This is a genomic window from Streptomyces kronopolitis, from assembly GCF_014646275.1.
GTDB lineage: Bacteria > Actinomycetota > Actinomycetes > Streptomycetales > Streptomycetaceae > Streptomyces > Streptomyces kronopolitis.
In genome coordinates this window covers 143,222-157,433 of record NZ_BMND01000003.1, presented here as the reverse complement: position 1 = coordinate 157,433, position 14,212 = coordinate 143,222, and the positions used below count along the sequence as shown (strand labels likewise).

The window sequence follows — 14,212 nt, the reverse complement described above, 5'->3', positions numbered from 1 at the left end:
GTTGGGCACATCGCTCAGCGTGCCCTACGGGAGCGGCGCGGCGCAGCCCGGTGCGGGAGGCGGGCGCGCCACCGGGCGGTGCCCCATCCGAATGCCGCCCACCGCGCCCCCTACCGGGGTCGGCATTGCGGCTACGGTTGTACCGGACCACGGCGCGCGCGGCGCTCCCGCCGACCCCGCCGGGTCCGTGTCGCGAGCCGTGGCCTCGTGTCGCCGGTACTGGGAGAAGGAAGTAGTGAGCAGGGTGTTTGTGCAGGTCATCGCGCTAGTACAGGGCACGGGGTAATCAGCATGCACATCGTCATCATGGGGTGCGGGCGCGTGGGCTCCGCGCTCGCACAGACCCTGGAGAGCAAGGGTCACACCATCGCGGTGGTCGACCAGGACCCGACCGCGTTCCGTCGCCTGGGCTCGTCCTTCGGCGGCCGCCGGGTGACCGGCGTCGGCTTCGACCAGGACACCCTGCGCGAGGCCGGCATCGAGGAGGCGGGCGCCTTCGCCGCCGTCTCCAGCGGTGACAACTCCAACATCATCGCCGCCCGGGTGGCCCGCGAGATGTTCGGCGTCGAGAACGTCGCGGCCCGCATCTACGACCCGCGCCGCGCCGAGGTCTACCAGCGCCTGGGCATCCCCACCGTCGCCACCGTCCGCTGGACGGCCGACCAGATGCTGCGCCGGCTGCTGCCCTCGGGCGCCGAACCGCTGTGGCGGGACCCGAGCGGCGGCGTCCAGCTCGCCGAGGTCCACACCGACCCGTCCTGGGTCGGACACAAGATCAGCACGCTGCAGGAGGAGACCGGCGTCCGCGTCGCCTTCCTCACCCGGCTGGGTGAGGCGATGCTGCCCACCTCGCAGACGGTGCTGCAGGAAGGCGACCTGGTGCACGTGATGATGCGCACCGACGAGGTCGAGAAGGTCGAGGCGGCATTCGCCACGGGTCCCGAGGGGGCGCAGTCATGAGGGTCGCGATTGCGGGCGCGGGCGCGGTGGGCCGTTCCATCGCCGGCGAGCTCCTGGAGAACGGTCACGAGATCCTGCTCATCGACAAGGCGCCGACCGCCATCTCGGTGGAGCGGGTGCCGCTGGCCGAATGGCTGCTGGCCGACGCCTGCGAGATCACCTCGCTGGACGAGGCGGCGCTGCAGCGGTGCAACGTCGTCATCGCGGCGACCGGTGACGACAAGGTCAACCTCGTCGTCTCGCTGCTCGCCAAGACCGAGTACGGCGTGCCGCGGGTGGTCGCGCGGGTCAACAACCCCAAGAACGAGTGGCTGTTCAACGAGTCCTGGGGCGTCGATGTCGCGGTCTCCACGCCGCGTCTGATGTCGGCCCTGGTCGAGGAGGCCGTCAGCGTCGGCGACCTGGTGCGGCTGCTGCGCTTCAGCCACGGCGACGCCAACCTCGTCGAGCTGACGCTGCCGCCGGAGGCCGCGCTGGCCGGCACCCGGGTCGGCGACGTGGAGTGGCCCCAGGACACCTCCCTGGTCACGATCATCCGCGGCACGCGGGTGCTGACGCCCAACAAGGAGGACGCGCTGGAGGCCGGTGACGAGCTGCTGTTCGTCGCGGCGCAGTCGCGCGAGGAGCAGCTGGAGGACCTGCTGTCGGTGCGGCACGAGGGGGCGTAGCACCGGCCGCCCCGGCCCGATGAACGCCGTGGCCCGGGAACCGTACGGTTCCCGGGCCACGGCGTTCGGTGCGTCGGCGGGTCAGCGGCGGTGCCGCGGCCCCTGCGGGCGCTCGGGGGCGGCCGGCGCCGCGATGTCCCCGTACGGCTCGGCCACTGGGGCCGCGGCGGCGCGCTCGCCGCGGCGGCGCTCGGCGGCCTCCTCCTCGGCCTTCTCCTTCGCCTCCATCTCGGCGAAGACGTCGATCGGCGGCGGCGCCTTCGCCAGGAAGATCCAGGTGAGGTAGACGGCGAGCAGGAACGGCGGGATCTTCAGCGCGATCAGCACCCAGCCGAGCTGGGTGGTGTCGGCCCACCAGTACAGCGGGAAGAGGATCGCGCACTTGGCGAGCAGGATCAGCCCCCAGGCCCAGCTGGACTTCGCGTAGGCCTTCTTGCGGCCGGGGTTGCGGGTGCGCCAGGAGAGGTTCTCCTTGAACACCGGACCCAGCATCAGGCCGATCAGCGGGACGCCGGCGAGCGTGGTGCCGAGGTAGGCGACGGCCAGCCCGAGGGTGTAGAGCATGCCCGGCAGGTAGAAGTCCTTGGCGTTGCCGGTCATCATCGCGAAGACCACGCCGAAGGCCACCCCGAGGACACCGCTGAACGCGTGCTTGACGGTGTCCTTGCGGACCAGGCGCACGGCCGCCAGCACCAGCGAGACGGCCAGCGCGGCGATCGCCGAGGCGTGCAGGTCCTTGTTGATCGTGAAGATCGTGACGAACAGCAGGCCGGGGACCACGGTCTCCACCATGCCGCGCACACCGCCGAACGCCTCGAACAGCGCGGCCTCGGTCAGCTGCCTGCCGTCGGGGGCGTCCTCGGCGCCCTGGCCGGACGGGGCGGGCGAGGGGCCTGCGGAGGGATCGGGATGGGCATGCGCGTCAGTGGTCGGTCGGTCGTGAGACGTCACCGGCTACTCCTGTCCGAGCGGTCGGAGTTCGTACTTCGGATTGAAGAGCACCCGGCGTCCGTGGCTCAGCGAGACCCGGCCCGAGGCGATGAGCTTGCGGCCCGGCTCGATCCCGACGATGGAGCGGCGTCCCAGCCACACCACGTCGAGCGCCGCGGAGCCGTCGAACAGCTCCGCCTCGAGCGCGGGCACCCCGGCGCGCGGCCGCAGCGTGACATGCCGCAGGGTGCCGGTGACCTTGACTATCTGCCGGTCGTCGCAGTCGCAGATACGGGTGCACCCCGCGTTCTGCGCATCCTGTTGCAGCTCGGCGGACTGCAGCTCCTCCTCGGAGGAGGACAGCCGGTCGAGCATCCGGCGGAAGCGACCGGCCGGCTTCTCGGATCGGGTCCCAGCACTCATGCGCCCAAGCGTACCGGTGGCCGGGGCGGCGGATCACGGTCCGCACAGGGACTTCGTACCCGCCTCACAAAGCCGCGCCCGCCCGGGGCGGGCCGCCACCCGCGCCACGGCACTACTGCTCGAAGCGGTATCCCATGCCCGGCTCGGTGATGAAGTGCTTCGGGTGCGAGGGGTCGCTCTCCAGCTTGCGGCGGAGCTGGGCCATGTACACCCGCAGATAGTTGGTCTCGGTGCCGTACGAGGGCCCCCACACCTCCTGGAGCAGCTGCTTCTGGCTGACCAGCCGCCCCGCGTTGCGGACCAGGACCTCCAGGAGGTGCCACTCGGTGGGGGTCAGCCGGATGTCCCGGCCGCCGCGGTTGACCTTCTTCGCGGCGAGGTCGACGGTGAACCCCGCGGTCTCGACGACCACCGCGTCGTCGGCCGCACCGGTCGGCTCGGCCCGGCGCACCGCCGCCCGCAGCCGGGCCAGCAGCTCGTCCATGCCGAAGGGCTTGGTGACGTAGTCGTCCGCGCCGGCGTCCAGCGCCTCCACCTTCTCGTCGGAGGTCTGCCGCGCGGAGAGCACCAGGATCGGCACCCGCGTCCAGCCCCGCAGCCCCTTGATCACCTCGACGCCGTCCATATCGGGCAGCCCGAGGTCGAGGACGATCACATCGGGGTGGCGGGCGGCCGCGAGCTTCAGCGCGGTGGCCCCGTCGGGGGCGGCGTCGACCTCGTACTTGCGCGCCTTCAGGTTGATCACGAGGGCGCGGACGATCTGCGGCTCGTCATCGACCACAAGCACCCGGTTCACTGGCGTTCTCCTCGCGGTGTCGTCCCCCGGCGGGCCGGACCCGCGGGAGGTGGGGTGGGGGTGATCCCGGCGGCCCGGGTCATGTCGTGGCCCGCGCCGGGAGACCGGGCCTGGCGGGTGGCCCGCCGGAGGCGGCCCGGAGGGTGAGCACCATGGTCATCCCGCCGCCGGGGGTGTCCTCGGCGGCGAGGGTGCCGCCCATCGCCTCCGCGAAGCCGCGCGCCACGGCCAGCCCGAGCCCCACGCCGGCGCCGCGCGGCGCGTCACCGTAGCGCTGGAAGGGCTCGAAGATCCGGTCCTTGGCGCCGTCCGGCACCCCCGGACCGCGATCGGCGATCCGCAGCTCCACCCGGTCGCCGAGCGCGCTGGCCGAGACCAGCACCGCCCTGCCGTCCGGGCTGTATTTGACGGCGTTCTCGACGAGGTTGGCGACCGAGCGCTCCAGCAGCCCCGGGTCGACCGCCACGATCGGCAGCTCCTCGGGGATGTCGAGGGTGACGCTGCCCTCCGGGACGCCGCCCAGCGCCATCGGCACCACCTCGTCGAGGTCGATGTCGCGGATCAGCGGGGTGACGGTGCCGGTCTGCAGCCGGGACATGTCCAGGAGGTTGCCGACGAGATGGTCCAGCCGGTCGGCGCCCGCCTCGATGCCGGCCAGCAGCTCCGCCTCGTCCTCCCGGGACCAGGCGACATCGTCGGAGCGCAAGGAGGTGACGGAGGCCTTGATGCTCGCCAGGGGGGTACGCAGATCGTGGCTGACCGCGGCCAGCAGCGCCGTGCGGATGCGGTTGCCCTCAGCCAGCTCCCGGGCCCGCTCCGCCTCGCCCACCAGCCGCTGCCGGTCCAGCACGACAGCGGCCTGGGCGGCGAACGCGGCCAGCACCCGGCGGTCCTCCGCGGGCAGCACCCGGCCCCGCAGCGCCAGCGCCATGTGGTCGCCCACCGGCATGTCGACATCGGCGTCCTCGGGGCGCAGCAGCGGCGTGCCGTGGTCGGTGCCGGCCCGGCCCGCGCAGGTCCACGGCTCGACGTCGCCGGCCCGCTCCAGCAGCGCCACCGTCTCCATGCCGAAGGTCTCGCGCACCCGCTCCAGCAGCGCGTCCAGCGTCGTCTCACCGCGCAGCACGCTGCCCGCCAGGAAGGACAGGATCTCCGACTCGGCACGCAGCCTGGCGGCCTGGTGGGTGCGCCGGGCGGCGAGATCGACCACGGAGGCGACCGACACCGCGACCGCGAAGAAGATCACGATCGCGACGAGGTTCTCCGGGTCGCTGACCGTGAGGGTGTGCGTCGGCGGGGTGAAGTAGAAGTTCAGCAGCAGCGAACCGGCCGCGGCCGACGCCAGCGCCGGCAGCTGCCCGCCGAGCAGCGCGGCCACCACGGTCAGGAAGAGGAACAGCAGCACGTCGTTGGCCAGCCCGGGCCCGTTGGCGATGCCGGTCAGCAGCAGCGAGAGCAGCACGGGTCCGGCGACGCCGACGAGCCACCCGGCGATGATCCGGGCCCGCCCCAGCCGCGCCCCGCGCACCACCGGGAGCCCCCGGCCCTTCGCGGCCTCCTCGTGGGTGACGATGTGCACGTCGAGGTCGGGCCCGGAGTCCCGGGCGACGCTCGCGCCCACCCCGGGCCCGAAGATGTACTGCCAGGCCTTACGGCGACTGGACCCCAGCACGATCTGGGTGGCGTTGACCCCCCGCGCGAACTCCAGCAGGGCACCGGAGATGTCGTCGCCGATGACGTGGTGGAACGTTCCTCCCAGGTCCTCCACCAGCGTGCGCTGGACGGCGAGTTCCTTGGGCGAGGCCGAGGTCAGCCCGTCACTGCGGGCGATGTAGACGGCGAGCACCTCACTGCCCGACCCCTTGGCGGCCATCCGGGCCGCGCGGCGGATCAGCGTCCGCCCCTCCGGCCCGCCGGTGAGTCCGACGACGATGCGCTCGCGCGCCTGCCAGGTGGAGCGGATCGAGTGCTCCGCGCGGTACTCCTGCAGATACTCGTCCACCCGGTCGGCGACCCACAGCAGCGCCAGCTCGCGCAGCGCCGTGAGGTTGCCCGGCCGGAAGTAGTTGGACAGCGCGGCGTCCACCTTGTCGGACTGGTAGATGTTGCCGTGCGCCATCCGCCGGCGGATTGCCTGGGGCGACATGTCGACAAGCTCGATCTGGTCGGCCCGGCGGACCACCTCGTCCGGCACGGTCTCGCGCTGCCGCACACCCGTTATCGCCTCGACGACGTCCCCGAGCGACTCCAGATGCTGGATGTTCACCGTCGAGACCACATCGATCCCGGCCTCCAGCAGCTCCTCGATGTCCTGCCACCGCTTGCCGTTGCGCGACCCGGGGACGTTGGTGTGCGCCAGCTCGTCGACGAGCGCCACGGCGGGCCCGCGGTCCAGCACCGCGTCCACGTCCATTTCGGTGAAAACCGCGCCGCGGTACTCCAGCTCCCGGCGCCGGATCTGCTCCAGCCCGTGGAGCATGACCTCCGTACGGGGCCGGCCGTGGTGCTCGACGAACGCCACCACGAGGTCCGTGCCCCGCTCCACGCGCCGGTGCGCCTCGGACAGCATCGCGTACGTCTTGCCGACGCCCGGTGCCGCGCCGAGATATATCCGAAGCTTGCCGCGTGCCATGGCCCCATTGTCTTACGTGAAAGCCGCCCCCACCGGGCTGACCCTGCTGCGACCCTACGACCCGACAAGGCCACAAAAGCCCCGTCGGACGACTTCACGACCGGTCTTGACGGGACTCTGATGGAGGAGGCTCTGGAGGGGGCGGGCGGTGGGAGGAGCGGGCGCCGTCAGGGAACGGGGGCGGGGGCGGGGGTCCGGAAGGGATGGGGGACGGGCAGTCCCGAAGGCGTGGGGGACGGGTGTCCGGTCAGGCGGTCCTGGGGTCGGGCGGGGACGGGGCGTGGAAGGTGGGCGGAGGGCAGTCGCGCCGCACCGGGAGCGGACGAACCGCTGACGGACGGGAAAAGCCGTCGCCCGGCCACCGGACGGCTGCGACGATGACCGGCATGACCGAGGCAGAGCTGACGACGCCCCGCATCCCCGACGTACGGATCGCCCACACCTCAGACCTGGACGCCGCCACCCTCAAGGCGGTCCGCGCCCTCCTGTACGACGTCTTCGACGACATGACCGCCGAGGACTGGGAGCACGCGCTCGGCGGTCTGCACGCCCTGGTCCAGGAGGACGGCGAGGTGATCGGGCACGCCTCCGTGATCCAGCGGCGTCTGCTGCACGGCGGCCGGGCGCTGCGCTGCGGGTACGTGGAGGGCGTCGGCGTCCGTGCGGACCGGCGCGGACGCGGGCACGGCGCGGCCATGATGGACGCGCTGGAGCGGGTGGTCCGCAGCGGCTACGACCTCGGCGCACTCGGCGCCTCCGACGAGGCCGCCTCCTTCTACGCGGCCCGCGGCTGGCGACTGTGGCGCGGCCACTCCTGGGCGCTGACCCCCTACGGCATCCGGCGCACCGCCGACGAGGACGGCTGCATCTACGTCCTGCCGACCGCGGCCACGCCACTCGACCTCGACACCGACCTCACCTGCGACTGGCGCGACGGCGACGTCTGGTAGGTCCCGGGGGGGAGGGCTGGGGCGAGGGGCGGGGGTGGGCCAGGGCCAGCTTCTGCACGCGAACTCAACCTTCTTGGGGCCCTCCCCCCCCCGCCCTCCGCCCTCCCCTCCCCCACCTCTGCCCCTTCCCCCTACCCCTCCTCCATGATCAGCCCGTCGTTCAGGTGCAGGACGCGGTCGGCGAGGCCGAGGAGGTTGGGGTCGTGCGTGGCGACCAGGGCCGTGACGCCCTCGCTGCGGACCACGGCGCGCAGCAGCTCCATCACCTCCATGCCGGTCTCGGCGTCCAGTTGCCCCGTGGGCTCGTCGGCGATGAGCAGCGCCGGACGGTTGGCGAGCGCGCGGGCTATCGCGACGCGCTGCTGCTGACCGCCGGAGAGCTCACCGGGGCGCTGCGCGACATGCCCGGACAGCCCCACGAGGGACAGCAGGAGCGCGACGCGCTCCTCGCGTTCGCGTGGCGCCGCCTTGCGCAGCCGCAGCGGCACTCCCACGTTCTCGGCGGCGCTCAGGATCGGTATCAGCCCGAAGGACTGGAAGACGAAGCCGATACGGTCCCGGCGCATCTCCAGCAGGCCGCTCTCACCGAGGTCGGCGAGCGGCGTGCCGTCGACGACTATCCGCCCGGAGTCCGGACTGTCCAGGCCGCCTATGAGGTTGAGGAGTGTCGTCTTGCCGGATCCGGATCGGCCGCGCAGGGCGACGAGTTCGCCGTGCGGTATGCGGCAGGACACCCCGCGCAGCGCGTGCACGGCGCCGGCGTCGCTCCCGTAGCTCCGGTGCACCTCTTCGACGACGACCATCGCTCGTGCGCGCTCCGCGACGGCTGTTGCCCGCCCGTCCTCGTCGGCTCCGTTCGTGCTTCCCCCGTCGTGCATGGTCCGCTCCCCCACTTCTCAGGCTCCTCCCCGGATCCGGGTCGCCGGGTCCTTCTCGCCTGCCGGTGGCGTCAGTATGCGTACGGCGCGGAGCGGCGGGCAACGCCTGTGGATAACTCCCGCATCGACCCGGGACGCAGACGCACTTCGGCCTCCCGCCGTCGCAGCCACAACAGCCGCAACGGCGGGAGGCTCCACCTGCAATCGCTGGGCCCCACCGGCCCGCAAGCCCCAGCCCCGCCCCAGCCAAGCCACCGAGCCGGCGCCCCCTCAGCCCCCCTGCCCCCGTGTCAAGTCCCTCAGCGCGACATTCAACTCCAGTACATTCACCCGGGGTTCGCCCATGAAGCCCAGGGTGCGCCCGTCGGTGTGGTCCTCGACCAGCCGGCGGACCCGGTCGGCGGGGAGGTGGTTCTCCTTGGCGACGCGGTCGGCCTGGAGCCGGGCGTAGGCCGGGGAGATGTCCGGGTCGAGGCCGGAGCCCGACGAGGTGACGGCGTCGGCCGGGACCTTCGACGCGGGCACCCCGTAGGTCTCGGCGACCCACTGCTTGCGCTCCTTCACCGCCTTCACGAGGTCGGTGTTGGTCGCGCCCAGGTTGGACGCGCCGGAGACCTGGAGGTCGTACCGGGGGTTGACGCCGTTGGCCCGGTTGCTGCCCAGTCCCGCCGAGGGGCGCGGCTGGAAGTACTTCAGGTCCGGGACGGGGTTGCCCTGCTTGTCCTTGCCCTTGTCGTAGCGCTGGCCGATCAGGGAGGAGCCGACGACCTTGCCGTGGGAGCTCACCTCGGAGCCGTTCGCCCGGCCGGGGAACGCCGCCTGGGCCACGCCGGTGACCGCCAGCGGGTAGAGGACCCCGCAGACCACGGTCAGTACGAGCAGGGCGCGCAGGCCCGCCCCCATCAAGCGGGCGGTGTTGCGTACGGAGTTGTTCACGGCGGTCACCCGATTCCGGGGATGAGGGAGAGGAGCAGATCGATGAGTTTGATGCCGAGGAACGGGGCGATCAGGCCGCCGAGCCCGTAGACGGCGAGGTTGCGCCGCAGCATCCGGTCGGCGCTGACCGGCCGGTACCGCACCCCCTTGAGGGCGAGCGGTACCAGGGCGACGATGACCAGCGCGTTGAAGATGATCGCCGAGAGGATCGCGGAGTCGGGGCTGGAGAGCCGCATGATGTTGAGGGTGTCCAGGCCCGGGTAGGCCACCGCGAACATCGCCGGGATGATCGCGAAGTACTTCGCGACGTCGTTGGCGATCGAGAAGGTCGTCAGCGCGCCCCGGGTGATGAGCAGTTGCTTGCCGATCTCGACGATCTCGATGAGCTTGGTCGGGTTGGAGTCCAGGTCCACCATGTTCCCGGCCTCCTTGGCGGCCGAGGTGCCGGTGTTCATGGCCACGCCGACATCCGCCTGCGCGAGCGCGGGCGCGTCGTTGGTGCCGTCGCCGGTCATCGCGACCAGCTTGCCGCCGGCCTGTTCGCGCTTGATGAGCGCCATCTTGTCCTCGGGGGTGGCCTCCGCGAGGAAGTCGTCCACGCCCGCCTCCTCGGCGATGGCCTTGGCCGTCAGCGGGTTGTCGCCCGTGATCATGACGGTCTTGATGCCCATCCGCCGCAGTTCGACGAAGCGTTCGCGCATGCCCTCCTTGACGACGTCCTTGAGGTGGATGACGCCCAGGACCCGCGGACCGCTCTCGTCCTCCAGGGCGACCAGCAGCGGGGTGCCGCCGGCCTCGGAGATGGCGTCGGTGAGCGTGCGGGCGTCCTCGGCGACGGGGCCGCCGCGTTCCTGGACCCAGGCGATGACCGAACCGGACGCGCCCTTGCGGACCTTGCGCCCGTCGATGTCCACGCCCGACATCCGGGTCTGGGCGGTGAACGGGATCCACTCGGCGCCCGTCAACTCACCCTGGTGGCGCTCGCGCAGTCCGTACTTCTCCTTGGCGAGGACGACGATGGAGCGGCCCTCGGGGGTCTCGTCGGCCAGTGACGACAGCTGGGCCGCGTCGGCGACCTCGGCCTCGGTGGTGCCGCGTACCGGGACGAACTCGGCTGCCTGGCGGTTGCCGAGGGTGATGGTGCCGGTCTTGTCGAGCAGCAATGTCGATACATCGCCCGCGGCTTCGACGGCCCGGCCGGACATGGCCAGGACGTTGCGCTGCACGAGCCGGTCCATGCCGGCGATGCCGATGGCCGAGAGCAGCGCGCCGATCGTCGTCGGGATCAGGCAGACCAGCAGGGCGAGCAGCACGATCATGGGCTGCTCGGCGCCCGCGTAGATCGCGAACGGCTGGAGGGTGACGACGGCCAGCAGGAAGATGATGGTGAGCGAGGCGAGCAGGATGTTCAGCGCGATCTCGTTGGGGGTCTTCTGCCGTGCGGCGCCCTCGACGAGGTTGATCATCCGGTCGATGAAGGTCTCGCCGGGCCGCGTCGTGATCTTGATGACGATGCGGTCGGAGAGCACCTTCGTCCCGCCGGTCACCGCGCAGCGGTCGCCGCCGGACTCGCGGATGACCGGGGCCGATTCGCCGGTGATGGCCGACTCGTCGACGGAGGCCACGCCGTCCACGACATCGCCGTCACCGGGGATGATGTCGCCGGCCTCGCAGACCACCAGGTCGCCGATGCGCAGTTCGGTGCCGGGTATCCGCTCCGCGGCCCCGTCGGTGAGCCGGCGCGCCACGGTGTCGGTCTTGGCCTTGCGCAGGGTGTCGGCCTGCGCCTTGCCGCGGCCTTCGGCGACCGCCTCGGCGAGGTTGGCGAAGAGCACGGTCAGCCACAGCCAGGCGGCGATCGTCCAACCGAACCAGTCCGTCGGGGTGGTGCAGGCGAAGACCGTGGTCAGCACGGAGCCGACCTCGACCACGAACATCACGGGGGACTTGACCATCACCCGCGGGTCGAGTTTGCGCAGCGCGTCCGGCAGGGACCGGATCAGCTGCCCGGGGTCGAAGAGTCCGCCGCCGACGCGGCCGTCGCCGGGCTGCTGCCCGCCGGGGGCGTCCTGGTGCGGCGCGCGGGCCGGGGTGAGTGTCGAGCGGGAGGCCATGGTGCCGGGCTCCTCCGGTTTCACGGGGACGGTCATGACAGCCCCTCCGCCAGCGGGCCGAGGGCCAGCGCCGGGAAGTAGGTCAGACCGGTGACGATCAGGATCGTGCCGACGAGCAGCCCGGCGAAGAGCGGCTTTTCGGTACGCAGGGTGCCCGCGGTCTCGGGGACCGGCTGCTGTTCGGCGAGCGAGCCGGCGAGGGCGAGCACGAACACCATGGGCAGGAAGCGGCCGAGCAGCATCGCCAGGCCGATCGTGGTGTTGTACCAGGGCGTGTTGGCGTTCAGTCCGGCGAAGGCCGAGCCGTTGTTGTTGGCGCCGGAGGTGAACGCGTAGAGGACCTCGGAGAAGCCGTGCGGGCCGGCGCCCAGCGCCTTGGTGTTGAGCATCGAGCCCAGCGCGTCGGGCAGCACCATCGACGCCGCGGTGAAGCCGAGGACCAGCGTCGGGGTGATGAGGAGGTAGCAGGCGGCGAGCTTGATCTCGCGGGTGCCGATCTTCTTGCCGAGGTATTCGGGGGTGCGGCCCACCATCAGGCCGGCGAGGAACACCGCGATGACCGCCATCACGAGCATGCCGTAGAGCCCGGAGCCCACCCCGCCGGGGGCGATCTCGCCCAGCATCATGCCGAGCAGCTGGAGGCCGCCGCCGAAGGCGGTGAACGAGGAGTGGAAGGCGTCGACCGCGCCGGTGGAGGTCAGGGTGGTGGCCACCGAGAAGATCGCGGAGGAGCCGACGCCGAAGCGGGTTTCCTTGCCTTCCATGGCGGCGCCCGCGGCCTGCAGGGCCGGGCCGCCGTGGGCGAACTCGCTCCACATCATCAGCGCGGTGAAGCCGAGCCAGACGGCGGCCATGGTGGCGAGGATCGCGTACCCCTGCTTCACGTTCCCGACCATCTTGCCGAAGGTGCGGGTCAGCGCGAACGGGATGACCAGGATCAGGAAGATCTCGAAGAGGTTGCTGAAGGCGTTCGGGTTCTCGAAGGGGTGGGCGGAGTTGGCGTTGAAGTAGCCGCCCCCGTTGGTGCCCAGTTCCTTGATGGCCTCCTGGGAGGCGACCGCGCCGCCGTTGGTCTGCTGGACGCCGCCCATGAACTGGCCGACCTCGTGGATGCCGGAGAAGTTCTGCACGGCGCCGCAGGCGACCAGGACGAGGGCGCCGAGGACCGCGATCGGGACGAGGACCCGCACCGTGCCGCGGACCAGGTCGGCCCAGAAGTTGCCGAGTTCGCCGGTGCGGGACCGGGCGAAGCCGCGGACCAGCGCGACGGCGACGGCCATGCCGGTGGCGGCGGACACGAAGTTCTGCACCGCCAGGCCCGCGGTCTGCACGACGTGGCCCATGGCCTGCTCGCCGCTGTAGGACTGCCAGTTGGTGTTGGTGACGAACGACGCGGCGGTGTTGAACGCCTGGTCGGGGCTGATCGACGCGAAGCCGAGGGACAGCGGCAGCCCGCCCTGGACCCGCTGGAGCAGGTACAGCAGGAGCACGCCCGCCGCGGAGAAGGCCAGGACGCCGCGCAGATAGGCCGGCCAGCGCATCTCGGCGTCCGGGTTGGCGCCGATGCAGCGGTAGAGGACCTTCTCGACGCGCAGGTGCCGGGGCGCGCCGTAGACGGCGGCCATGTAGTCGCCGAGGGGGCGGTATGCCAGGACCAGCGCCGCGGCGAGCGCGGTCAGCTGGAGCACGCCGGCGAGGGCGGGGCTCATCTGGCCCGCCGCAACAGCAGCAGTGGACACCTCAGAACCTCTCCGGGAAGACGAGGGCGAGGGCCAGGTAGCCGAGCAGGGCGACGGCCACGAACAGGCCGACGATGTTCTCGACGGTCACAGCTTCGCCACCCCCTTGGCGACGAGGGCCACCAGGGCGAAGACCGCGAGGGTGACGACGACGAAGGCCACGTCGGCCATCGGGTGCTCCTAGAGGAATGAGGAGGTACGGACCTCTAGAGCAAAGCGCCCTTCCCGCCGCCCGCGACCGCCGTTGACGCCTCCCTTACGGCCATTGGCGCCCCGTTGACGCAATCTCTACGCCTTGCGGCCTGACCTGCGCGGACGACGAGGGCCCGCACCCCCTGCCGGGGAGTACGGGCCCTTGTGACCGTCAGGATCCAGCCGTTGCCGGGGCGCCCACGCGCCGCCCGGCCGCCGCCTGTGTCAGCGGATCTCGGTGATCTCCGGTCCGCGTTCCAGACGCTCCACACCGCCGCCGAAGCGCGACTGCTCGACCGGCTCCTGCTGCACGCCGTCCGGCACCATCTGGGCGTCGTCCGGCAGCTTCAGGACGATCGGGTCACGCGGCGCCATCGGGGACTCACCGCGGATGACGACGGTGTCCCGGAAGATGTGCTCCAGCACGCCCGCGGCCTGCGGCTGCACCGCACCCTGGCCGGAGATCACACCGCGCAGGAACCACCGGGGGCCGTCGACGCCGATGAAGCGCACGACCTGCACACCGTTGGTGCCGTCCGGCAGCTGCACGGGTACCTGGGCGCGCAGCTCCCAGCCCAGGGGGCCCTCGACCTCGTCGATGACGCCGCCCTGCTGGGTGATGCCGGAGGCGATCTCCTCGCGGACCTCGCCCCAGATCCCCTCGTTCTTGGGGGCGGCGAAGGCCTGCAGCTGCACGGCGCTGTCCTGCAGCACCACGGTCGCGGCGACGATGGCGTCACCGGCGACCTCCACCCGAAGCTCCATACCCTCGACACCGGGCACGAACAGGCCGCCGAGGTCCACCCGGCCCTCACCGGGCTCGGAGACCTCCGCCGCGTCCCAGGGGCCGTCGGGCCGCGGCGCGGGCGGAAGGCTCAGCCGCTGCTGTGCCGCCTCGTCCTCGTCGGCGTCGCCCACCGCTTGCTCGTCGGGGAGCGTGGTGTCCCTGGCCGACTCCTCAGGAGCCTCGTTCTTCTTGCGACGTCCGAACACG

The 14,212-nt window shown here is 71.8% G+C and carries 13 protein-coding genes; 3 read left to right on the top strand and 10 right to left on the bottom strand.

What is annotated here, in order from left to right; genetic code table 11:
* The first annotated feature begins 291 nt into the window (after positions 1 to 291).
* Entirely contained in the window at positions 292 to 960 is a 669-nt protein-coding gene (locus tag IEY78_RS04945) for a potassium channel family protein (protein ID WP_189096324.1), read from the top strand.
* Positions 957 to 1,628: a potassium channel family protein gene (locus IEY78_RS04940; protein ID WP_189096323.1), complete on the top strand. Its 672-nt coding sequence runs from the start codon at positions 957 to 959 to the stop codon at positions 1,626 to 1,628. Before IEY78_RS04945 ends, IEY78_RS04940 begins: the two co-directional genes overlap by 4 nt.
* Positions 1,629 to 1,709: 81 nt before the next feature.
* Here the strand turns inward: IEY78_RS04940 and IEY78_RS04935 are convergent, their stop codons facing one another.
* From IEY78_RS04935 to IEY78_RS04920, 4 genes are all read right to left on the bottom strand, one after another.
* Positions 1,710 to 2,579 (bottom strand): DUF3159 domain-containing protein, encoded by an 870-nt coding sequence (locus IEY78_RS04935; protein WP_189096322.1) that lies wholly within the window; start codon positions 2,577 to 2,579, stop codon positions 1,710 to 1,712.
* A 3-nt stretch (positions 2,580 to 2,582) separates the two neighbouring features.
* The gene (locus tag IEY78_RS04930) at positions 2,583 to 2,981 is read right to left on the bottom strand and encodes an OB-fold nucleic acid binding domain-containing protein (RefSeq protein ID WP_189096321.1); all 399 of its coding nucleotides are present in this window, start codon (positions 2,979 to 2,981) and stop codon (positions 2,583 to 2,585) included.
* Between the two features lie 112 nt (positions 2,982 to 3,093).
* Positions 3,094 to 3,777, bottom strand: a complete 684-nt coding sequence (locus IEY78_RS04925; protein WP_189096320.1) for a response regulator — start codon at positions 3,775 to 3,777, stop codon at positions 3,094 to 3,096.
* A gap of 79 nt (positions 3,778 to 3,856) precedes the next feature.
* Positions 3,857 to 6,409, bottom strand: a complete 2,553-nt coding sequence (locus IEY78_RS04920; RefSeq protein ID WP_189096319.1) for a DUF4118 domain-containing protein — start codon at positions 6,407 to 6,409, stop codon at positions 3,857 to 3,859.
* Between the two features lie 377 nt (positions 6,410 to 6,786).
* On the opposite strand from IEY78_RS04920, the gene IEY78_RS04915 reads away from it, so the two are divergent.
* Positions 6,787 to 7,359 carry a GNAT family N-acetyltransferase gene (locus IEY78_RS04915; RefSeq protein WP_189096318.1) on the top strand — a complete coding sequence of 191 codons (573 nt, stop codon included), beginning with the start codon at positions 6,787 to 6,789 and terminating at the stop codon, positions 7,357 to 7,359.
* A gap of 131 nt (positions 7,360 to 7,490) precedes the next feature.
* On the opposite strand, the gene IEY78_RS04910 is transcribed toward IEY78_RS04915, so the two are convergent.
* The 6 genes from IEY78_RS04910 to IEY78_RS04885 form a co-directional block, all read right to left on the bottom strand.
* Entirely contained in the window at positions 7,491 to 8,162 is a 672-nt protein-coding gene (locus IEY78_RS04910; RefSeq protein ID WP_229699735.1) for an ABC transporter ATP-binding protein, read from the bottom strand.
* A 345-nt stretch (positions 8,163 to 8,507) separates the two neighbouring features.
* Positions 8,508 to 9,173, bottom strand: a complete 666-nt coding sequence (kdpC, locus tag IEY78_RS04905; RefSeq protein WP_189096316.1) for a potassium-transporting ATPase subunit KdpC — start codon at positions 9,171 to 9,173, stop codon at positions 8,508 to 8,510.
* 5 nt (positions 9,174 to 9,178) lie between these two features.
* Positions 9,179 to 11,323, bottom strand: a complete 2,145-nt coding sequence (gene kdpB, locus IEY78_RS04900) for a potassium-transporting ATPase subunit KdpB (RefSeq protein ID WP_189096315.1) — start codon at positions 11,321 to 11,323, stop codon at positions 9,179 to 9,181.
* Complete coding sequence (kdpA, locus tag IEY78_RS04895; protein WP_189096544.1) at positions 11,320 to 12,996, bottom strand: potassium-transporting ATPase subunit KdpA; 1,677 nt, start codon at positions 12,994 to 12,996, stop codon at positions 11,320 to 11,322. The genes kdpB and kdpA overlap by 4 nt, the downstream gene beginning before the upstream one ends.
* A gap of 31 nt (positions 12,997 to 13,027) precedes the next feature.
* The gene (locus IEY78_RS04890; protein ID WP_189096314.1) at positions 13,028 to 13,117 is read right to left on the bottom strand and encodes a potassium-transporting ATPase subunit F; all 90 of its coding nucleotides are present in this window, start codon (positions 13,115 to 13,117) and stop codon (positions 13,028 to 13,030) included.
* A gap of 326 nt (positions 13,118 to 13,443) precedes the next feature.
* A complete protein-coding gene (locus IEY78_RS04885; RefSeq protein WP_189096313.1) occupies positions 13,444 to 14,211 on the bottom strand; it encodes a DUF3710 domain-containing protein in 768 nt (255 codons plus the stop codon).
* Position 14,212 lies beyond the last annotated feature (1 nt).

Bases quoted from the DNA above. Each gene is read 5' to 3' on its own strand.
- IEY78_RS04945 (WP_189096324.1), top strand. From the start codon at position 292: ATGCACATCGTCATCATGGGGTGCGGGCGCGTGGGCTCCGCGCTCGCA.
- IEY78_RS04910 (WP_229699735.1), bottom strand. From the start codon at position 8,162: ATGGTCGTCGTCGAAGAGGTGCACCGGAGCTACGGGAGCGACGCCGGC.
- IEY78_RS04920 (WP_189096319.1), bottom strand. From the start codon at position 6,409: ATGGCACGCGGCAAGCTTCGGATATATCTCGGCGCGGCACCGGGCGTC.
- kdpA (WP_189096544.1), bottom strand. From the start codon at position 12,996: ATGAGCCCCGCCCTCGCCGGCGTGCTCCAGCTGACCGCGCTCGCCGCG.
- IEY78_RS04940 (WP_189096323.1), top strand. From the start codon at position 957: ATGAGGGTCGCGATTGCGGGCGCGGGCGCGGTGGGCCGTTCCATCGCC.
- IEY78_RS04915 (WP_189096318.1), top strand. From the start codon at position 6,787: ATGACCGGCATGACCGAGGCAGAGCTGACGACGCCCCGCATCCCCGAC.
- IEY78_RS04930 (WP_189096321.1), bottom strand. From the start codon at position 2,981: ATGAGTGCTGGGACCCGATCCGAGAAGCCGGCCGGTCGCTTCCGCCGG.
- kdpB (WP_189096315.1), bottom strand. From the start codon at position 11,323: ATGACCGTCCCCGTGAAACCGGAGGAGCCCGGCACCATGGCCTCCCGC.